This window comes from Dorea sp. Marseille-P4042 (genome assembly GCF_900290215.1).
Taxonomy (GTDB): domain Bacteria; phylum Bacillota; class Clostridia; order Lachnospirales; family Lachnospiraceae; genus Dorea; species Dorea formicigenerans.
In genome coordinates this window covers 1,076,656-1,096,909 of record NZ_OLMI01000001.1, presented here as the reverse complement: position 1 = coordinate 1,096,909, position 20,254 = coordinate 1,076,656, and the positions used below count along the sequence as shown (strand labels likewise).

18 protein-coding genes and 1 pseudogene are annotated in these 20,254 nt (G+C 39.0%); 16 read left to right on the top strand and 3 right to left on the bottom strand.

What is annotated here, in order from left to right:
• The first annotated feature begins 177 nt into the window (after positions 1-177).
• The 5 genes from C7E02_RS05510 (at position 178) to C7E02_RS05490 (ending at position 2,726) form a co-directional block, all read left to right on the top strand.
• Positions 178-366 (top strand): hypothetical protein, encoded by a 189-nt coding sequence (locus tag C7E02_RS05510; RefSeq protein WP_005342828.1) that lies wholly within the window; start codon positions 178-180, stop codon positions 364-366.
• Between the two features lie 149 nt (positions 367-515).
• Positions 516-1,526 carry a helix-turn-helix domain-containing protein gene (locus C7E02_RS05505; protein WP_005342826.1) on the top strand — a complete coding sequence of 337 codons (1,011 nt, stop codon included), beginning with the start codon at positions 516-518 and terminating at the stop codon, positions 1,524-1,526.
• 90 nt (positions 1,527-1,616) lie between these two features.
• Positions 1,617-1,949: a DUF3784 domain-containing protein gene (locus C7E02_RS05500; protein ID WP_005342825.1), complete on the top strand. Its 333-nt coding sequence runs from the start codon at positions 1,617-1,619 to the stop codon at positions 1,947-1,949.
• A gap of 27 nt (positions 1,950-1,976) precedes the next feature.
• The gene (locus C7E02_RS05495) at positions 1,977-2,174 is read left to right on the top strand and encodes a hypothetical protein (RefSeq protein WP_005342823.1); all 198 of its coding nucleotides are present in this window, start codon (positions 1,977-1,979) and stop codon (positions 2,172-2,174) included.
• A 174-nt stretch (positions 2,175-2,348) separates the two neighbouring features.
• A complete protein-coding gene (locus tag C7E02_RS05490) occupies positions 2,349-2,726 on the top strand; it encodes an SdpI family protein (RefSeq protein WP_003864540.1) in 378 nt (125 codons plus the stop codon).
• Between the two features lie 140 nt (positions 2,727-2,866).
• Here C7E02_RS05490 and C7E02_RS05485 read toward each other — a convergent pair whose 3' ends face one another.
• Positions 2,867-3,841, bottom strand: a complete 975-nt coding sequence (locus C7E02_RS05485; RefSeq protein ID WP_158682975.1) for a GNAT family N-acetyltransferase — start codon at positions 3,839-3,841, stop codon at positions 2,867-2,869.
• 115 nt (positions 3,842-3,956) lie between these two features.
• Here C7E02_RS05485 and C7E02_RS05480 point away from each other — a divergent pair.
• From C7E02_RS05480 to C7E02_RS05450, 5 genes and pseudogenes are all read left to right on the top strand, one after another.
• Positions 3,957-4,325: pseudogene (locus C7E02_RS05480) on the top strand (EutP/PduV family microcompartment system protein); the annotation flags it as partial.
• Positions 4,326-4,674: 349 nt separating this feature from the next.
• Positions 4,675-6,126 (top strand): alanine/glycine:cation symporter family protein, encoded by a 1,452-nt coding sequence (locus C7E02_RS05470; RefSeq protein WP_005342814.1) that lies wholly within the window; start codon positions 4,675-4,677, stop codon positions 6,124-6,126.
• A 3-nt stretch (positions 6,127-6,129) separates the two neighbouring features.
• Positions 6,130-7,740 carry an amidohydrolase gene (locus tag C7E02_RS05465; RefSeq protein ID WP_005342813.1) on the top strand — a complete coding sequence of 537 codons (1,611 nt, stop codon included), beginning with the start codon at positions 6,130-6,132 and terminating at the stop codon, positions 7,738-7,740.
• A 233-nt stretch (positions 7,741-7,973) separates the two neighbouring features.
• Positions 7,974-8,315: a nucleotidyltransferase domain-containing protein gene (locus C7E02_RS05460; RefSeq protein ID WP_005342812.1), complete on the top strand. Its 342-nt coding sequence runs from the start codon at positions 7,974-7,976 to the stop codon at positions 8,313-8,315.
• A gap of 198 nt (positions 8,316-8,513) precedes the next feature.
• Positions 8,514-9,023 (top strand): transcription repressor NadR, encoded by a 510-nt coding sequence (locus C7E02_RS05450; protein WP_022278354.1) that lies wholly within the window; start codon positions 8,514-8,516, stop codon positions 9,021-9,023.
• A 116-nt stretch (positions 9,024-9,139) separates the two neighbouring features.
• Here C7E02_RS05450 and C7E02_RS05445 read toward each other — a convergent pair whose 3' ends face one another.
• Positions 9,140-10,144 carry a DUF2877 domain-containing protein gene (locus C7E02_RS05445; protein ID WP_005342810.1) on the bottom strand — a complete coding sequence of 335 codons (1,005 nt, stop codon included), beginning with the start codon at positions 10,142-10,144 and terminating at the stop codon, positions 9,140-9,142.
• Positions 10,145-10,779: 635 nt separating this feature from the next.
• Here C7E02_RS05445 and allB (C7E02_RS05440) point away from each other — a divergent pair.
• From allB (C7E02_RS05440) to C7E02_RS05425, 4 genes are all read left to right on the top strand, one after another.
• Positions 10,780-12,183 (top strand): allantoinase AllB, encoded by a 1,404-nt coding sequence (allB, locus tag C7E02_RS05440; RefSeq protein WP_005342809.1) that lies wholly within the window; start codon positions 10,780-10,782, stop codon positions 12,181-12,183.
• Positions 12,184-12,219: 36 nt separating this feature from the next.
• Positions 12,220-13,584: an NCS1 family transporter gene (locus C7E02_RS05435; RefSeq protein ID WP_005342807.1), complete on the top strand. Its 1,365-nt coding sequence runs from the start codon at positions 12,220-12,222 to the stop codon at positions 13,582-13,584.
• A gap of 323 nt (positions 13,585-13,907) precedes the next feature.
• The gene (allB, locus tag C7E02_RS05430) at positions 13,908-15,281 is read left to right on the top strand and encodes an allantoinase AllB (protein ID WP_005338614.1); all 1,374 of its coding nucleotides are present in this window, start codon (positions 13,908-13,910) and stop codon (positions 15,279-15,281) included.
• 90 nt (positions 15,282-15,371) lie between these two features.
• Entirely contained in the window at positions 15,372-16,733 is a 1,362-nt protein-coding gene (locus C7E02_RS05425) for an NCS1 family transporter (protein ID WP_005338616.1), read from the top strand.
• An 81-nt stretch (positions 16,734-16,814) separates the two neighbouring features.
• Here C7E02_RS05425 and C7E02_RS05420 read toward each other — a convergent pair whose 3' ends face one another.
• On the bottom strand, positions 16,815-17,687 hold the full coding sequence (locus C7E02_RS05420) for an alpha/beta hydrolase (protein WP_105308985.1): 873 nt from the start codon (positions 17,685-17,687) through the stop codon (positions 16,815-16,817).
• A gap of 337 nt (positions 17,688-18,024) precedes the next feature.
• Here C7E02_RS05420 and allE point away from each other — a divergent pair, with 337 nt between their 5' ends.
• Both allE and allD read left to right on the top strand, forming a co-directional pair.
• A complete protein-coding gene (gene allE / locus C7E02_RS05415; protein WP_005338621.1) occupies positions 18,025-18,816 on the top strand; it encodes a (S)-ureidoglycine aminohydrolase in 792 nt (263 codons plus the stop codon).
• A 344-nt stretch (positions 18,817-19,160) separates the two neighbouring features.
• Complete coding sequence (allD, locus tag C7E02_RS05410; protein ID WP_005338623.1) at positions 19,161-20,213, top strand: ureidoglycolate dehydrogenase; 1,053 nt, start codon at positions 19,161-19,163, stop codon at positions 20,211-20,213.
• Positions 20,214-20,254: the final 41 nt, after the last annotated feature.

The window sequence follows — 20,254 nt, the reverse complement described above, 5'->3', positions numbered from 1 at the left end:
ATTAACCAGAAATAGTACACTGTAGGTGACTAACATAGAACGTTAATTAGCTTATATAGAAAACCCCTTACATCAATTATGGTGTGAGGGGTTTTTTACGTGAAAAATGTACAAAAGTTCTTGGGTGTGGTAGTATGATGATAAAGATAAACAGGAATTTGGAGGAGATTCTTATTTATGAAAAAAGGGATAAACAAATCAATCTTATTTTACATTGCATCAGTTCTGTTTTTCATAGCGTCAGCTATTGGCTTTACGAGTGGAAATGAAAGTTCTATGGCTATAGTATGGTTATGTCTTGGTTCTTCATTTCTTTGCTTGGGTTCGACTCATAAGAAAAAGGAAAACAATACAGATGATAAATAATTTCCTGCTTGTATTGTTGGAAAATCGGAATGCATAGAGTTCTTTTGTGATTTGCAACTGCTGGTTGACAGATTTACAGCCTGAAATGGTGGAATGCAAACAGCAAAACTGTTATATTGAGCTCATAAAATCTGCAAAAGGAGAAAAAAATGATTTTAGCTGATAAGATTACAGAGGAAAGAAAAAAGAATGGATGGTCACAGGAAGAACTAGCCAATCAGTTGGGCGTATCCAGACAGGCAGTATCTAAGTGGGAAAGTGCAGGAGCTGTTCCAGATTTGCAAAGAATTTTACAGATGTCGGAGCTTTTTGGTGTTAGTACAGATTACCTATTAAAAGATGAAATGAAAGCAGAAAATATCACCTATCACGAAAGTACTGAAAGCTATGCAGAACCGTTGAAAAAAGTAACTATGGAGAATGCAAATAAATTTCTTGACATGAAAAGAAATGGATCCAAAGTAGTGGCAAACGCAACAAGTATGTGTATCTTAAGTCCAATATTATTGATTGTTCTTGTGACAATGGCAGAAGATAGCGTATTTCATGTTTCGGAATCTCTGGCAACAGTATTTGGATGTGTTTTTTTGCTTGGAATGGTTGCGGCAGCCGTCTTTTTGTTTATTACATATGGAATGAGTGAATCACATATGGAACATTTTGAAAAAGAATGCTTTGAAACAGAGTATGGTGTATCTGGAATGGTACGAGAAAAAAAAGATTCCTATGAACCAATTTTTATCAGAGGAACAGCTGTTGGGGTAGTGCTTTGTATACTGGCAGTGATTCCGACAATTATTGCCGGATCTATGGAAGCGTCCGACTATTACTGTGGTCTTTCCGTTGGATTACTGCTATTCATACTTGCAATAGGAGTGAATCTGTTGGTTCGTGTTGGGATGGTAAAAAGCAGTTACGATACCCTTCTTCAGGAAGGCGAATATACAAAAGAAGAAAAACTGTTTAAGAAAAAGACTGACACGTTTTCTGGTGTATATTGGTGCTTGACTACAGCGATTTACCTTGCATGGAGCTTCTGGACGATGAGCTGGGATATTACATGGATTGTATGGCCGGTTGCTGGTGTTTTGTTTGCAGCATTGCTCGGTGTGGTGAAAATGGTGTTAAAGAATGGCAGTGAAACTCAGCACTATATTTAAGATGAAGTTAAGTTTTTTTCGCATATTATACGCATCCAGAAATTCCAGTTTATAGAATTAAGAAAATGAAATGTAAGGAGGAGTATGTAAATGAAATTAGCAGATTTAGCAACAGGCTCTGATTGGATAGTGTGGATTGTCTTTGTGATATTTGCTGTACTTTCTATTATTTTACTTTCTGGACATGGAAGTTGGTTCATTTCTGGATATAATACAGCTTCAAGAGAAGAAAAGGAAAAATATGATGAAAAGAAGTTATGCAGAACAATGGGAATTGGAATGTCTATTATAGCAATTCTTGCATTAACTATGAGCTTGTTTGGAAATATTTTGCCTGCATTTTTTGTATATATTGCATTGGGGATTATTTTGGTTGATGTCGTGGTAATTATCATTTTAGGAAACACACTATGCAGAAAGTAATCATTTCCAGTTTTCAGAGGTCGAAGTATGGGATTGCTTGATAGGTTAAAATCGAATAAAAACAACAAAGATTTCTTTGAATGGTTAGATTTACTTTTAAAGAATGAATTGAGTAGTGAAATAAAAGCGATTATCTTTAATTTATATGAAGATACAGATAATAAATGGTCTATTGAATTAGTTGGCACATTTTCATTCAATAAGGATAATGACGATTGGGCTTAACCAGAAATAGTACACTGTAGGTGACTAACATAGAACGTTAATTAGCTTATATAGAAAACCCCTTACATCAATTATGGTGTGAGGGGTTTTTTACGTGAAAAATGTACAAAAGTTCTTGGGTGTGGTAGTATGATGATAAAGATAAATCGGGAGTTGTAGTAAAGGAGGTTTACAATGGGGTTTTGGATTTTTATGTTGATTATGGATTTGCTTCTTCCATTTACGATGATTGGTTTTGGAAGATATTTTATGAAAAAGGCTCCAAAGGAAATAAATTCAGTATTTGGATATCGGACTTCGATGTCTATGAAGAACAAAGACACATGGGAATTTGCTCATAAATATTGTGGTAAAGTCTGGTATGTCTGTGGAATGGTTATGTTGCCGATAACAGTAATATTCATGCTTTTAGTGATTGGAAAAAATGAAGATTGTGTTGGAAGTATAGGAGGAATTATCTGTGGTGTTCAACTTATTCCTTTAATTGGGTCTATTCTCCCAACAGAAATAGCATTAAAAAAGAATTTTGATAAGAATGGAACAAGACGATAAATTCCAGTATGTAGAGAATAAGTAGTAATAAAAATCTGTAAACCCCTTACGCCACCCAAGAGCGTAAGGGGATACAGATTTTTTTTGATGGAAAGATAAGAAAGTTTATACAAAAATTGAATAATTTTTTATGGAAAATATTATTCGTTCAAACTACATTCCATACGTAATTTTGTGGTTTCAAAATTTGAATTTTTATATAGTGACTGTGCAATTTCGTTATTAGATAATACATATAAAGAGATTTTGGTATAACCTAATTGCTTAGCAGTATTTTTAGCTTCGGATAATAGGTGTTTTCCGATGCCCTTTTGCCGGTAATATTCGTCTACATATAAATAAATTAAACGACATTCATGTTTACTGATTCCTTTGATAACAATAAATCCTCTTTTTTTCTGATAATATAAACCAATTAAAATAAATCCGTTTATCTTATTAATCAGATTTTTCCAATACTTATTTGACAGAGGTTTAAATTGTTTGGGTTCGTCATCATTGTTAGTGATTGATGGGTAAAAAACTTCGTTGGATTTAGATAATTTTTCGTAATTTTCTATATAAAATTTAAGATCATAAGAAGTTGCAAATCGAATTGTTATCTCTTTTTCTTCCAAAATCTTATTTTGATCATTTATGATTAAACGAAGGGCTTTCTTTTTCTTTAAATTGTATTCAGCTATATCATTTCTTGTTTCTAAGGGAAGGTTTGATAAAAATGGAAGGTTATCGTTTACGGCTGTTATATTCCTTCTTATTTCGTTCACGACATTATATTCCTTATTATACTTATTTGCAGAATCTTTATTTTCGGATGTAATTTTTTTTAAGTTGTTTTCTAGTTTTTTTAACGTTTTGATAATAGTTTCTATGTTACGAAAAGTAATCAGGGAATAATTGGGGCAAGTCCACAAATCATCAGAATACTTATTAAATTCTTGCTTGAAATTTCCTTCTCTGACTAAAAAAACGATAGTGTAATCGCTAAATGGTTTACTTGGAATAGAAAAATCCGATAATCTGATTAAAGAGGAAAAAAATGATTCGTCATATCGGTGGCTTTTATGCGGACGTTTTTTATCAGTAGGAGAGATTTCGTAAGGTTTTTTTGTCATGAGTACAAAATAAAAATCCACAGGTTTTTTGATGTAATAGGAAAAGAGCCATTTGTATGAAAATTTAAATGGCGAGATGATGAAAATTTAAATCGTGGAATTACATTTTTACTGTACCATTGATTCACCGGGAGAATATGCGGAATCCAAGCATTTCAGCGTAGGACTGGTCTGCTTTTCCTTTGAGGCGGATGTGATCGCTATCGTACAGGCAGCCAATGAGCCATTTAACCTGTTCAGTGACGGCAGCAGAAATTTTCTCCTGCGGCCGCTGATCGGGATCATCACCAAGGTAGATTCCCCACATGCCAATATTCCAATGGTCAGACAGTGGATGGAGAACATGGGCTGTGAGAGGATCTTTATGGTAAATAACAAGACAAGGGAAGGTATCAGCGAGCTGATGGATTATCTGCAGAATGATCTCCCGAAGCTTACGCTTGAACAGGCGAAATTCAAGCAGAGCATTGGACTTAACGAATGAGATCCCATGCCGGAAGGGGTGGAGTATCCGGAGTCGATACGGTAAAATAGTAATATTCACGAAAAATGAATAAAAATACAAAGTTCAAACGGAAAAAGTAGCAATTCCTCCGGAACTGTGATATACTGTGATCGTTTGGAAAATTAGTGGACTGAAATGTAAGATCCCCAGAGCATGAAGTATAAAGAGGGCAGAAACGGGGCTCGCAGATATATGGCAGAAGAGCTGTATGTCGAGAACACCAGGTATCCGTATCTGACTTCACGTTCTGGGGATTTTTTATATTCTGTACGCGGATTTTCCGAATGTATGCAAAAGAAAAACAATAAAAAGGATAGGAGAGGAAAAGATGTTTGAATTATTTGAAAATCTGACCAACTGGCTCTGGGGACTGCCGCTGCTGATCACGATTCTCGCTACAGGCGTATATCTGACAGTACGTTCCGGTTTCTTCCAGTTCCGCCATTTTGGTTACATTGTGAAAAACATGTTCAGTAAAGAACGCCGTCAGGAAGGCGGAGACGACGGAAAGAGCCTGACACCGTTCCAGGCTATTTCCATTGCGATCGGCGGTACCGTTGGAGTATCCAACATGTCCGGTGTTGCAACAGCCATTGCAACAGGAGGACCTGGTGCATTATTCTGGCTCTGGATCGCGGCGCTTCTTGCTATGGTCATCAAGATGGCAGAGGTAACACTTGCTGTGTACTACAGAGAAAAACAGCCAAACGGTGAGTACCAGGGAGGCCCGACCTACTACATGCAGAAGGGTCTTGGCGGAGAGAAAAAGCTTCCCTTCTGGAAACTTTTTGCAGTACTGTTCGGCGGCTGTATTTTTATGACATGGTTCATCACCTTACAGAATTATACAGTATCAGAGGCTGTCGGAAGTACCTTCCACCTGCCGTACATCGTGCCGTCACTTCTGTATGTGGCAGCGATCTACCTGATCATCATTGGCGGTGTAAAGAAAGTCGGTGTGATCTCTTCCTATATGACACCGATCATGTGCATGATTTACATTGTAGGATCTCTTGCAATACTGGTAGTGAATTTTGACAAGCTGCCGGAAACCTTTGGACTGATCTTCAAGGGTGCATTTACAACACAGGCAGCAGTCGGCGGATTTATGGGAGCCGGTGTTGCAACAGCTATGCGTCTTGGATTTGCCCGTTCTGTATACAGCAACGAGGCAGGCTGGGGAACCTCACCTATGATCCATGCTTCCGCAAAAACAGACCATCCTGTAAAACAGGGACTGATGGGAGCATTTGAGGTATTTGCAGACACCATCGTAGTCTGCTCCATGACAGGTCTTGTTGTTATCACCACAGGCTACTGGAATTCAGGACTTCAAGGATCAGAGCTGACACTGACAGCATTTGAGTCCGGAATGGGCTCTGTTGCGAGAGCACTGATCGCGATCAGTATTTTCCTTTTCGGACTGACAACATCAACCGGATGGTTCACCTATTACAGCGTGATCCTGAAGCACTGGCTGAAAAACAATCAGAAGGTTCTGAAGATCGCAGAGAAGGTTTTTATCCTTGGAACGCCATTATGGGGTCTTCTGGTCACAGTGCTTACTCTTTACGGAAACGGAACACCGGCACAGCTGTGGGTAATTGCAGACTTTACAACCGTATTCCCTACATTTGTAAATGTTGCCACATTATTTATCTTAAGTGGTACCTTCTTTAAGCTGCTGAAGGATTATAAGGCGCGTTACATGGGAATCGGAAAAGTAGACAAGGATATGGCACTTTTCTACGAGGATAAAAAAGAAAAAGAGGAAAAATAAACAGTGGATACGATTTTTTTTAACGGATGTATAAGAACACTGGATAACAGTGAAAAAGTGGCAGAGGCTGTGGGAATCGAAAATGGCCGGATCGTTTTTGTGGGAACTGATAAAGAAGCGGAAGCTTTTTCCTGCAAAAAACGGATTGACCTTAAGGGAAGGCTGATGCTGCCCGGTTTTGTGGATACACATATGCATATGCTGCATTATGCATTTGTGGAAAGATCTGTGAAACTGTTTGACTGCACAAGTGTTGAGGAAATGCTTGCTGCAGCAAAAAAAAGACTGGAGGAGAGTAAAGGTCAGAAGCTGACCTGGCTCTACTGCAGAGGCTGGAATGAGGAGCATTTTGATAAGCCGCGCTATCCGCATAAGGATGAGCTGGATGCACTCTCAACGGAAATCCCCATCATTATGGTGCGTGTCTGCGGGCATGTGGCTGTGTGCAACAGCTGTGGTCTGGAGCTTCTGAAAAAAATCCCGGAGTTTCCGGAGATTGAGAAGGAGGTTGATCTGGATACCGGACTTCTGAAGGAGAATGCAGTACAGTTTTATTCCTCCGTATTGGAAGCACCATCCCAGGAAGAAGTGGAAGACTACATCAGATACAGTGCGAAGAAGCTGAATGAATGTGGATTTACAGGTGTACAGTCCGATGATCTTGCCTCCCTTCCGGGAAAAAACTGGCGTCGGATCATGGCCTCCTACAAGGCACTGGATGCCAGAGGAGAGCTGAGTATCCGCCATTATGAGCAGTGCCTTTTTGAGCGGGCGGAGGATGCGAAGGCTTTTATCGAGGAAGGATATCGTACCGGGCAGAGGGGAGATCACTTTACTGTTGGACCGATGAAGCTGATCCAGGATGGTTCCCTTGGTGCAAGAACAGCGGCCATGAATGAGCCTTACGAGGATTCGCCGGAAAATACCGGGATCATCACATTCAGTCAGGATGAACTTGACGATCTGTTTGCTTTTTTTGACCGGCATCAGATGCAGGCGGCGGTACACTGTATAGGCGATCGTGCCATGGATATGGTCATTGAGGCAGCTGCGAAATCTCCTTATCGGAAGGATAACAAAAAGGGCAGACATGGTATCGTGCATTGCCAGATCACCAATCCGCGTATTTTGCAGGGGATGAAAGACCAGGATCTGCTGGCATATATCCAGCCGGTATTTATCGATCTGGATATGAACACAGTGGAACCTGCCATCGGCGCACAACGTATGGATAAGGTGTATGCATGGAAGAGTATGCTGGATATGGGAATCCATACGTCCGGCGGCTCGGATGCTCCTGTGGTAAGCTTTGATGCAATGGAGAATATTTATTTTGCAGTTACCCGCAAAAATATCAGCGGTCAGCCACAGGAAGGCTGGATCCCATCTGAAAAAATATCCGTAGACGAAGCGGTGAAGCTTTTTACAAAAAACGCAGCTTACGCTTCCTATACAGAAGACGAGAACGGAACCATCGAAGTGGGAAAAAATGCGGACTTCGTAGTTCTCGAGAAGAATATCTATGAGATCGACCCGGATGAGATCAAGGCCACGAAAGTGGATATGACAGTTCTTGGCGGTGAGATCGTTTATGAGAGAGAAGTAGAAGAATAGCGGCAGTATAAAAAGAAAAAAGTGAGAGGCAGAGTCTGAGTGGAGCAGGCTCTGCTTTTTTTGATTTCAGTAAAAATATAGAACAAGATGTATACCATAACGGTGAACAAAATTCGTCGAAGAAAGCAGTAACATTGTTACATGGAAAATATTGATTGAGAAACGAGGGTAAACTGGTTATAATAAAATCAAGAAATTTATAGTATTATCAGCAGAAAATGAGGTGATGATGTATGCCAAAGATTATGCAGGATTTAATTAAACAGTATGTGGAAGCGGTCAAGAAGATTTATGGTTCCCATGTACGCCAGATAATCCTTTATGGTTCTTATGCAAGGGGGGACTTCCGCCTGGATTCTGATGTAGACATTATGATCCTGGTGGATATATCAGATCTGGAATTAAAGGCATATGCACAACAGCTCTCGTACATGACCTATGACTTTAATATGGATCATGACACGGACATAAAGCCTATTGCAAAAAGTGAAGCACATTTTAACAAGTGGATTGTGAACTATCCATTTTATTCCAATATTCATAAAGAAGGGGTAGCTTTGTATGGAGCAGCATAATCAGGAATCGGTACTAGGCGGGATCTGGTGTTATATCGTCGGGAAACAGCCCGAAATGATCTGAAATCAGCAAGAGCATTCTTGCACACACTATAAATGTGCATTATAATGATTAAGACAGTAAGTGGAAATGCTTCTAAAAACAGTTTTTAAATGATAGATTTTGTGATTGATGATGAAGGAGATTACGAAAGCAGTATGACAGGTTCTGATAGAAGACAGGAGATATTGAAGAATATAAAAGAAAGTGACAGACCGGTTTCGGGTTCGAAACTCGCGAAGGATTATGATGTGAGCCGTCAGGTTATTGTTCAGGATATTGCCCTGTTACGGGCTTCGGGGTATGATATCATATCAACAAACCGGGGATATGTGCTGGAAGGGCAGACTTGCGCCGAGAGAGTTTTTAAAGTACGTCATACAGACGAGCAGCTTGAGACGGAACTTTGTACTATTGTCGATCTTGGCGGTCAAGTGAAAAATGTTATGGTAAACCATAAAGTTTATGGGCATATTGAGGCGGAACTTGGAATTACTTCCAGAAGAAAAGTAAAAGAATTTCTGGCAGATATCGAAAGTGGCAAGTCAACACCGCTTAAGAATATTACCTCCGATTATCACTATCATACTGTGACAGCGGACAGAGAAGAAACGCTGGGGATGATAGAAGAGGAACTGAGAAAATTAGGATTTTTGGTTGAAAATTAGTTATTAAAACATTCGGAATGTCATGCTGGCTCTGAAAAAGTAAGGTTTATAATCCGACTTTTCAGAGCCGGGTGTACATGGAAAGAATGTTTTTTTTATTATGAACAAATTTTTTTTTATAGGTTACATTTCTGAAAAAGAAATAATTCCAGTGCGTATAGAATTCCGCACAAAGTATCTGTCCCGGAAGAATGCCCGATTGCCAGAAAATTTTCAGTAATTGCCGGGACATTTGCAATTCCAGGAGTAATTTGAGGGTTGCATTTAACATAAGAAGTATCTTGTGGAGATTCACAACCTGTATTTACGAGTAAATGATTCACAGCCAGGCTAAATTGTCCTTTTAATGCACAGTGGAGAAATGCAGCACTTACATCGACGGTATCATTCAGATGTTCTGCAATTGTTTTGCGAAGGCTCTTGGCAAATGTGGATTCTGTTTGCCCTGTAAGAATTAATCCGGCAAGCACACCGCACAGGAAATCATCACCGCTTGGAGTCAGCCCGATGCCAAGCCCGATCAGTCGGGCAAGTTCGATTCCGGTCTCTGTATATTCTTTATTTCTATATAGTCTGGTGCATTGTTCGATTTTTTTCTTTGCAGCAACAAGCATCATAGAAGTATCATCATTTACACGTTGGTTGAAGATCACTTCAAAGCCTCCGGTGGATATATTAGAAAGACATGTTCTGATATTGTTATGAAGCTGGTGAAACAAGGTATCTGACAGAGAGTTTGTACATTTTAATGAATGTAACAAATGTAAGTTGTGAATCGTTGCTTCTTCAAAAGAAAATCCAATTTCCTTTTTATTATCAAGAGAGTTCATATCTGTGGAAGCCTGAAGAGTGCGGTTACTTCTGTAAATAGTAATGATATTCTCTTTTAAAGTAACAAAATCTCCGGCAGATATTTCAAGACTCTCCATTTTTTCGGAAGTCAATGTTGTAATCAGACTGATTGGCGAGATGGGTGAACCCTTTGCCTGTAAGGCTGCCAGTGTTCCACCAATAGATAAGTTGATAGTTTTTCTATATACAGAGTGGACTGTCCCGCTTGTTTCTCCCGAAAGCAGTTCATTTAAATAGTCAGATGTATCTGTAATGGAAAATAATGTCATAATTATGCACTCCTGTGTATGTTTCTTTTGCCTGTCTGGCAGGTACTATCATAACAGATTTGCCGAAAAATCACAATGTACACAATATAAAATGCGGTTCTTGAAATTTTAAATAAAATTGCACAAATTTTAAATGAGAAAAAATGGATAAAAACCGAAGAAAATGTTAATAATATAACGAAAATCATGAAAAATTTTAAAATTAACCAATAAAACTGTATTGTTTATATAAAAATAAAATACATGACTGTGCATATTATACAAAAAAATGTGTCATATTTTGGAGGATAGGTCATTGTGAAAATTATCAAATTAGGATAAAATATATGTAAAAGAGACTGAAAAACGGTTGACCAATCATTTTTGATATAAATCAACAAAAATTAAAAAGTGGTTGAAATTTTCGCAAAGGAGCCTAGCCAAGACGGTGGCGTTACTTTGCGTATTTTTATACATATTGGATAAAAAAATAATACGAAATACGATAAAATTATCTAAAATAGATAAAAAGATGGAGAAAAATGTAAGAAAATGGTGATTGTATTTTTGGGGGGAATCCAGTAATATATCGACTATAGAAAGAAATTGAGCTGGTTACGGCTGATTTGATTCAATTTTTAAGGAGGAACATGAATATGTATGATGTTTTAGTGAAGAACGGAAAACTTGTAACACCAGATCGTATCTACGAGGCAGACATTGCAATCCAGGACGGAAAGTATGCAGGATTTTTTGCAAAGGGAGCACCGGTAGATGCAAAAGAAGTGATTGATGCAAAAGGAAATTATGTATTTCCAGGTATCATCGACTGTCATGCACATCTGAATGAGCCAGGATTTGAGTATCGTGAGGATTTTGAGACAGGTTCAAGAGCAGCAGTTGTTGCAGGTTGTACAACACTGATTGATATGCCGCTTAATAATGATCCATCTCTTATGAATAAAGAGATTTTTGACCTGAAGCTTGGAAAAATTAGCAAACACTCATTAGTTGATTATGCACTTTGGGGAGGAATCGTAGGAGATTATGATGACAAACCGGACTCAGTAAAGAATAATATGAATGATCTTGTAGATCTTCACAATTGTGGAGTTGCAGCGTTTAAAGGATTTACATGTCCAAACGGTGATTTGTTCCCGACAGTTAACATGGGAAATGTTCGTAAAGCTCTTGAAATTTTAAAACCGTATGGAGCACTTTGCGGATTCCATTGTGAGGAATATGGACAGGTTCTTGAGAGAGAAAAAGAAGCAAAAGCAAAAGAAGGAAGAACAAATGAAGAGAAGATTCGTGACTTCCTGGATTCTCATGACGTATGGACAGAATATGTTGCTACAAAGAATGTTATTGATATGGCTAGAGCAACTGGCGGACGCGTACACATTTGCCATGTCAGCCACCCGATGGTAGCTCAGGTTGTTAAGGATGCGATCCATGAGGGACTTCCGATTACTGCAGAGACATGTCCACATTACCTTGGATTTACAGAAGATTTTGTATTTGAAAAAGGTGCACCGGCAAAATGTACACCTCCGATGCGTAAGAAAGAAGATATGGAGAAGCTGTGGGATTACGTTTTAGATGGAACACTTTCCTGCGTGGGAAGCGACCATTCTCCAGCAGCAGATGAAGAAAAAGATAATGCAACAAAAGATATCTGGCATGCATGGGGAGGACTTAACGCAATCCAGTTCTTCTTACCAATGATGTTCGATATGGTTGTTCATAAAAAAGGTTTAAGCCCAAGTCTGATTGCAAAGGTTATGGATTATAATCCGGCGAAAGTATTCGGACTCTATGGACGTAAAGGAGCATTTGAATTAGGTTTTGACGGTGATATCGTAATCGTTGATCCAGAAAAGGCATGGAAATGTGAGCAGGAGAAACTGCTTACAAAAGGACATGTTTCCTGCTTCAATGGACTGGAAGGAAAAGGAACTCCAGTATGTACAATGATCAGAGGTAAAGTAGTTGCTCAGGATGGCATGTACAAAGATGAAGCAATCGGATACGGCGAATATGTAACACCGGTAAAATAAACGAATACACATAGGAACACGAATAGGAGAGAGAACATGAGTGATGTAAACAAAGAAGTGAAAAAAGAAGAAATAAACTCCCTTGCGCCAATTCCTGAGAAAGAGCGAATCATGGGCTGGGGATCCAACACAATGCTCTGGCTCGGTGGATGTATTTCTATCGGAACATTGGCAATGGGATCTGCACAGATGGAAGCAGGACTGAACCTGTTGCAGTTATTCCTCGCAGTAGCAATTGGCTCTATGATCCTCGTTGTAGGTATCGCAATGAATGACCAGTTTAGTTACAAGACTGGTGCACCGTATGCAGTTCAGCTTAGAAGTGCATTTGGAACAAAAGGTAACAAAATTCCAAGTTTGATTCGAGGACTTCCGGCTATCGTATGGTACGGTTATCAGACATGGCTTGGAGGAGCAGCAATCAACAATATTTCAAAAGCATTATTTGGATATGATAATATCTGGTTATTCTTCATTTTATTCCAGATTATCCAGATCCTGTTATCAATCAAAGGATTCCAGGGTGCAAAATGGGTTGGAAATATCGGAGGAGTTGTTATTTCTCTGGCTATGATTTACCTCTTATTCCTTTGCATTACACAGTATGGCGATGTTGTAAGTGAGAAACTGATCAATAAGTCTGGAACATGGGGAATGCCATTTATCGCAGCAATCATTGCATTCTTTGGTAACAGTACTACAGTTATGCTGAATGCGGGTGACTATTCCCGTGAGATGAAAGGTGGATATTCTACACTGAAACGTGGAAGTTCTTACTTCTTATCTATGGTACCGGCTACAGTACTTCTTGGAGTAATCGGTGCTATGGCATCTACAGCAACTGGAAAAGCAAACCCGATCAATGCTTTTGCTGATATGGTAGACAACAAAGTCGTAATGATCGTAACGCTTGGATTTATCATCTTTGCACAGCTTACAACAAACCTTGCAAGTAACGTAATTCCACCGGCATATGCATTTATGGATGCGTTTAAGATGAAACATAAGACAGCCGTAATCTTGATTGGTATCCTGGCAGTATGTACTTGCCCATGGATCCTGACAAGTGACAGCTCAGCAGCAGGACTTGCATTATTCAGTAAGATTTACACTGCATTCTTCGGACCGATCTTTGCAGTATTGATTACAGATTTCTTCATTCTTCATAAGAGAAAAATCACACCAGAGTATCTGGATGATCTCTATGATGATAATGGAAATCATGCAGGTATCAACTGGGCAGCAATTCTTGCAATTGCAATCGGAGCTGTAATCGGACTTCTGAATGTAAATATTTCATTCTTTACAGCAACAATTCCTACAGGACTTGTTTACTATTTCGGAATGAAACATATGAAGAGTTGTGAGAATTTCAGAAAAGGAACAACATTAGAAAAATAGATCTAAAAAGTCAAAGGAGACTGGACATGAAAATGCCTGGTCTCTTTTTTATGATAAATTGATTTGTGAAAAATTTGTCCTAACATTAAATTATATATATTTTTCGAACATTTTACACAACTATGTCAATAATAGATAAAAAAGAAAAAACAAAAATATAGAATTTTATACATAATGGATAAAAATAAAAATGTTTTTCCGTAAAAATGTAGTTGTAATTTAAGAAAAAATTAAGTAATATTAGCTCGTACAATTAAAAAAAGATTTTGAAATTGGTCAATCGCTTATTTTAATACATCTTTTTTTTTAGGAGGAAAATAAATATGTATGATGTTTTAGTGAAAAACGGCAGAATTGTAACTGCAGACAGAGTTTCAGAAGGAAACATCGCAATCAGAGATGGAAAGATTGCAGCAGTACTGAATGCTGGAGAAGAGCCAGAAGCAGCAAAGGTTATCGATGCAAAAGGAAATTATGTATTTCCGGGTGCAATCGATACACATGCACATCTGAACGATCCGGGATATGAATGGCGTGAAGATTATGAGCATGGTACAGCAGCAGCAGCTCTTGGTGGATATACAACAATTGTTGATATGCCACTTCAGAATGAGCCTGCAATGGTCAATGCAGAAGCATTTGATTTTAAACTGAAAAAAGTTGATCCGAATGCATACTGTGATTACTGTTTTTGGGGCGGACTGATTCCAGATAATTTTGGAGATCTCAAAGATCTGGATGAGAAAGGATGCGTAGCATTCAAATCATTTATCGGACCAGTGTCACCAGACTACAGTTCATTAAATTATGGACAGGCTTATGAAGCAATGGAAATCATTAAGGAATTTGATGGACGTGCAGGATTCCATTGCGAAGATTTCTCAATGATCAAAAATCTTGAGAAGATCGAGAAAGCAAAAGATCCGAATTCATGGCAGTGTTTCCTGGATTCCAGACCGGTTGCAGCAGAGATGGTAGCAACTGTTGATATTATCGAGATTGCAAAAGCAACAGGATGTAAAGCACATATCTGTCATGTCAGCAGCCCGGATGTAGCTCAGAAGATAAAAGAAGCTCAGCAGGAAGGCTATGACATCACAGCAGAGACATGTTCTCACTACTTAAGTCTGACAGATCAGGATGTATTAGAGAACGGACCGTTATTCAAATGTGCACCTCCGCTTCGTTCACAGGAAGAGGTTGACAGACTGTGGTCTTATGTAGAAGATGGAACATTCAGTGGTATTGCAAGTGACCATTCACCATGCTCATATGATGAGAAATTTAATGAGATTCTTGGAAACAAGATTGAAAATGTATTTGATGTATGGGGCGGATGCAGCGGAATTCAGAGCGGTTTCCAGGTAACGTTTAACGAAGGATGTGTAAAACGTAATGTATGTCCGACGGTTCTTGCGAATGCAATGTCTGTACAGCCTGCAAAAGCATTTGGTATCTATGGAAGAAAAGGAGATATCAAACCGGGATTTGATGCTGACCTTCTGATTGTAGATCCAGAAAAAGAATGGGAGATTACAAGTGATTCCTTATTATATGTAAATAAGATTTCTGCATTTGTCGGAATGAAAGGAAAAGGACTGCCAATCATGACAATGATTCGTGGAAATGTTGTTGCAGAAGACGGAAAGATTGTTGCAGAAAAAGGCGTTGGAACATTTATTAAGAAAATCAAATAATGACCAATTTAGGTGACGGATCAGGTGGCCTTGCCTAATGAAGGCAGGATCACCTGATTTTAATTAGACTTAAGAAAAAGGAGAGAGAAGATGAGTATTGTAGACAACAAAGTACTGGATCCAAAGCTCGTTGCCAATGTAGATGCGGATCTCCAACCAACAAAGAAACGTATCATGGGAAGCGTATCCTATGCAGCCAGCTTCATGGGAGGATGTGTATCTATCGGAACATTTTCCATGGGAGCAGCCCTCATTGGAACATTGACTGTAGCGCAGGCGATTATTGCGATGTGTATCGGATGCCTTGTTATTGCAGTAGCACTTGCAATTATCGGCGAGTGTGGACATGAGTATGGTATTCCATTTACAGTACAGTTAAGAAGTAGTTTTGGTACAACAGGTGTAAAGATTCCAGGAGTTCTCCGTGGACTTCCAGCTATCGTATGGTTTGGTTATCAGAGTTGGGTCGGAGCAGGAGCTATCAACAGCTGTCTGAAGATTTTATTTGGATTTGATAATCTTCCAATTATCTATGCACTGTTCACAATTCTTCAGGTTGCACTTGCAATCAAAGGATTTGAAGGAATCAAATGGATGGAGAATATTTCCTGTATCTTTATCATTGGTATTCTGATTTACATGTTATATGTAGTAAACACAAAATTCTCATCAGAGATTGGAAATGTATTCTCTGGAATTAAAGGAACATGGGGTATGCCATTCTGGGCAGCTACAACATCATTCCTTGGAATTTATTCCACAATGATCATCAATGCATCTGACTATTCCAGAAATGCAACAGATGACATCAAACCTGTAAAAGCTGCAAGCATTTACACTGTTGCTATTCTTCCTGTAACATTGTTCATGGGTCTTATCGGACTTCTTGTAACAGCAGCAACAGGAAATAGTGATCCTGTAGAAGTATTCTCTACTACAATGGGAAGCAAATTCCTTACAATCCTGACATTGCTCTTTATCGCATTTGCTCAGGTAACAACAAACGTACTGAACAATATTGTTCCACCTGCATACGTTCTGATGGAGTCTTTCAAAGTTAAATGGACACATGCAACAATTCTTGTTGGTGTGCTGTCAGCATGCGTAATGCCATGGAAACTTGTTACAGCTGACTCTGCAGCAGGATTGTCATTATTTACACAGTTCTACTCAGCATTTTTAGGACCTATCTTCGCAGTAATGGCAGTCGACTTCTTCATACTGCGTAAGAAGAAACTGGATTTGAATGATATGTATGACAAAGGAGGCTGCTTCAAAGGAGTTAACTGGGCAGCAGTTATTGCAATTATCGTAGGATCTGTCTGCTCCGTATTCGTAATGCAGTTATCATGGTATGTCAGCCTGATTCCGACAGGAGTTGTATACTACTTCCTGATGAAGACTATGAAGTCAAGCAAAGGATTCCGAAAAGGAACTATTTTTGAAGACTAACATATTGAACAAATAAAAACCCCGCAAATTGTATATCAAAGCAATTTGCGGGGGATTTTTTCCCTGAAAGAAAGCTAAAAACTACTTATTTGAACACTTCTCAATAAATGCCACTGTCTCGTCCAGCACTTTCTGTGTGAATGGATTTTCTGTGTCTCTGTCAAAGTCGTGTTCTGTTCCGGACACGATGAATCTTTTTGCGTGATATTTGTTACTTAGTTCTGTGAATTCACTAAATGGTACGTCGGTGTCTCCGGTGCTGTGGGCACAGAACAGTGGGCAAGGAAGTTTATCACAGGCGCGAAGTGTATAATCCAGATAGAAAAACTTTTCGCGTCCCTCGTAAAAAAGATCTATCCAGTTTCCTTGCTGTCTTGCATAGACATAGACACTGTAGTGTGTGTCAAGATCGCCATCTGCGTGGATACCTTCTGGAATAACACAAAGAGCACTTTCTGGAACTTTCGGAAGTGTGCAGTAATGTCTGCTTGGTTCCTTGAACCAGTTGTCGCATAAAAATCCATATCCATAATAGGAAAGAATTCCGGCAGGTGCCTGTGTGTAAGTTCCTTTTGCTGCTGCAATCAGGCAAAGGTAAGCGCCGGCAGAACGTCCCCACAAAAAATATGGAAGAGATCCTTCGGAAGATTTAGGGTTTTTAATTAGTTCGTCACTGTGATCGATATAATATTGAATGGAACTTTCTACATCGTTCATGATCATTTCTAACTTTGCGGCAGGAGCCAGAGGATAGTCAAAAGCAATGATTGCATATCCGGCCTGAGTCAGAGTGTTCAAGTGAGGGCGTGGAAGATCTTTTCTTCTTCCATATAAAAGACCGCCTCCGTGAAAATAGATGATAGCAGCTTTTACCGGTGTGTCTGAATCAGTATACACGGTTGCTCCTTTTTTGAATTTTTCACTTGGAATCTCAAATTCTTTCTTTTCTAACATAAAAATCCTCCTTGGTATAAATTGTCAAAAAATTTGAAAATGAATTAAAATCCGGTCAAATTCCGACTATTTTATTTTTATATTTATTAAATCGATTATAGCTAAAATATATAGGCTCTTATCCAATAATTAACAGTATATCACAAAAAATGTCATTTTCAAGAGAAGTCATTAGACAAAACTTACCATAAAGTAGATAAAAAGTGGTTGAACCTTTTATCTAAAATTCCGATTGCAAATTTTAAGCTTTAATGACATAATAAGACCATAAAACATGGTAACAACAAAACCTGAATTTGATTTTGTGTTCCGCATTAAGAAAGAGAGGTATTTGGTAATGAGTTACTTAAACAATCAATTAGGATATCGTGATGCACTTTTGGACACACGTTCCATTATTAAAAAAGGAGATTACATCGTTCTTGATCCAGATGGACTTGTAAAGAATGTAGTTCCGGGATATGAGAACTGTGATGTTACAATTCTTGGCTCACCGGCTATGGGTGCAACATTTGCTGACTATCTTGTACATGTTCACGAAGGTGGAAAGAATACAGGAATCGGTGGAGAGGGAATCGAGTCCTTCTTATATGTAGTTGATGGTGAACTTTCAGTAAAGAATGATGATCAGTCCGCAGAACTTACAAAAGGTGGATACATTTACTCACCAGCAAGTAACAACATTACTTTTGAAGCTAAAGGCGAGGCTACATTATATGTATACAGACGCCGTTATGAGCCAGTTGCAGGGCACAGTGCTCACACAGTAGTTGGAAATGCTAATGATCTTGAGTGGATGTCCTATGAAGGAATGGAGAACTGCTATGTACAGGATTTCCTTCCATCAGCTCATGACATCGGATTTGACATGAACATGCATATCCTGAAATTCCACATCGGAGCTTCTCATGGATATATCGAGACACATGTTCAGCAGCATGGTATGTATTTCCTGTCTGGAAAATCTATGTACAGACTTGGAGATGACTGGGTACCGCTTCAGAAAGGTGATTACTGCTTCATGGACGCTTATATTCCACAAGCTTGCTACGCTATAGGTGATGAGGGACGTGAGGAAGAGCTAGTTTACATCTACTCTAAAGACTGCAACAGAGACGTTGCTCTGTAATATATAGTACATAGCCTGAAGGATGTTCTTACACTGAAAATGATATTTAGCACATAATAAAATCGAATATAAATTATATACGATTGACATCATATGCCGGTATATACAGTAAAAAAAGCGAGCGGCATTGCTGGGAGCAATAAAGAAACTGTATGTACCGGCGTATATGCTATATAAGAGTTTGTCAATAATGTGACAAAATAGAAAAGATGAATTGAAAAAGTGTGAATTGGAAGATGCATAAATTAGAAAAATACTGCATGTAAAGAAAACACGTAGATAATTATATAGGTAACTATATGGTATATAAAGAGAGAAAATAAAGAAAAGGATGGTATGAAAGAATGAGACTTTCAAGAGAAGAGCTTAAGGGCTTAATGAAAAACAAGTTGATCCAGGCGGGACTTCGTGAGGATCACGCTGATCAGACAGCAGAAATTCTGACATGGGCACATGAGAGAGGATTTGCTTCACATGGTGCTGTTCGTGTTGAGTATTACTGTGAGAGAATCTTCAAAGGCGGAATCACACATGAGCCAAACATCACATGGAATCAGACGGGTCCTTGCTCAGGAATCATGGATGGAGACAATGGTATCGGTTACTGGGTAGCAACAAAAGCTACTGAGAAAGCTATTGAGATGGCAAAAGAGAACGGAGTTGCTATTGTAGGTATGGCGAATGTATCTCATACAGGAGCAATCGGATATTATACAGAGATGTGTGCAAAAGAAGGACTTGCAGCTATTACATTCTGCCAGTCAGATCCGATGGCAGTACCATACGGCGGAACAGAGCCTTATTATGGAACAAACCCGATTTCATTTGCTTGCCCGACAGCAGACGATCGTAATGTTGTATTTGATATGGCTACAACAGTTCAGGCTTGGGGAAAAATCCTGGACAAGAGATCACAGGGTGCTGAGATTCCTGCAGACTGGGCTGTAGATGAGGACGGAGCTCCTGTAACAGATCCACATAAAGTAAATGCTCTTGTACCGATTGCCGGTGCTAAGGGATATGGACTTATGATGATGGTAGACATCTTCTCAGGAGTACTTCTTGGAGTACCGTTTGGTAAACATGTAAGCTCCATGTATCATGACTGCTCTAAAGGACGTGAGCTTGGACAGACAATTATCGTTATCGATCCAGAGAGATTCTGCGGTGCTGAGCAGTTCAAGAAGAATATGTCTCAGACATGCGATGAGTTAAATGCTATGAGACCAGCTCCGGGATTTGACAAAGTATACTACCCAGGACAGAGAGCTCTTATGAGAAGAGACAAAGCTTATGCTGAAGGTGGAATCGAAGTCGTAGATGAGCTTGTTGATTATCTCAAGAGTGACGCAATTCACTTTGACAGATACGATCACAAAAACAGATTCGCTGACTAATTCATTTGTTTCGTGCAATTTCCAATGGACCAGGAAGTGGA

Bases quoted from the DNA above. Each gene is read 5' to 3' on its own strand.
- allD (WP_005338623.1), top strand. From the start codon at position 19,161: ATGAGACTTTCAAGAGAAGAGCTTAAGGGCTTAATGAAAAACAAGTTG.
- allE (WP_005338621.1), top strand. From the start codon at position 18,025: ATGAGTTACTTAAACAATCAATTAGGATATCGTGATGCACTTTTGGAC.
- C7E02_RS05420 (WP_105308985.1), bottom strand. From the start codon at position 17,687: ATGTTAGAAAAGAAAGAATTTGAGATTCCAAGTGAAAAATTCAAAAAA.
- C7E02_RS05435 (WP_005342807.1), top strand. From the start codon at position 12,220: ATGAGTGATGTAAACAAAGAAGTGAAAAAAGAAGAAATAAACTCCCTT.
- C7E02_RS05500 (WP_005342825.1), top strand. From the start codon at position 1,617: ATGAAATTAGCAGATTTAGCAACAGGCTCTGATTGGATAGTGTGGATT.
- C7E02_RS05450 (WP_022278354.1), top strand. From the start codon at position 8,514: ATGACAGGTTCTGATAGAAGACAGGAGATATTGAAGAATATAAAAGAA.
- allB (WP_005338614.1), top strand. From the start codon at position 13,908: ATGTATGATGTTTTAGTGAAAAACGGCAGAATTGTAACTGCAGACAGA.
- C7E02_RS05460 (WP_005342812.1), top strand. From the start codon at position 7,974: ATGCCAAAGATTATGCAGGATTTAATTAAACAGTATGTGGAAGCGGTC.
- C7E02_RS05495 (WP_005342823.1), top strand. From the start codon at position 1,977: ATGGGATTGCTTGATAGGTTAAAATCGAATAAAAACAACAAAGATTTC.
- C7E02_RS05485 (WP_158682975.1), bottom strand. From the start codon at position 3,841: ATGACAAAAAAACCTTACGAAATCTCTCCTACTGATAAAAAACGTCCG.
- C7E02_RS05510 (WP_005342828.1), top strand. From the start codon at position 178: ATGAAAAAAGGGATAAACAAATCAATCTTATTTTACATTGCATCAGTT.
- allB (WP_005342809.1), top strand. From the start codon at position 10,780: ATGTATGATGTTTTAGTGAAGAACGGAAAACTTGTAACACCAGATCGT.
- C7E02_RS05505 (WP_005342826.1), top strand. From the start codon at position 516: ATGATTTTAGCTGATAAGATTACAGAGGAAAGAAAAAAGAATGGATGG.
- C7E02_RS05470 (WP_005342814.1), top strand. From the start codon at position 4,675: ATGTTTGAATTATTTGAAAATCTGACCAACTGGCTCTGGGGACTGCCG.
- C7E02_RS05490 (WP_003864540.1), top strand. From the start codon at position 2,349: ATGGGGTTTTGGATTTTTATGTTGATTATGGATTTGCTTCTTCCATTT.
- C7E02_RS05425 (WP_005338616.1), top strand. From the start codon at position 15,372: ATGAGTATTGTAGACAACAAAGTACTGGATCCAAAGCTCGTTGCCAAT.
- C7E02_RS05445 (WP_005342810.1), bottom strand. From the start codon at position 10,144: ATGACATTATTTTCCATTACAGATACATCTGACTATTTAAATGAACTG.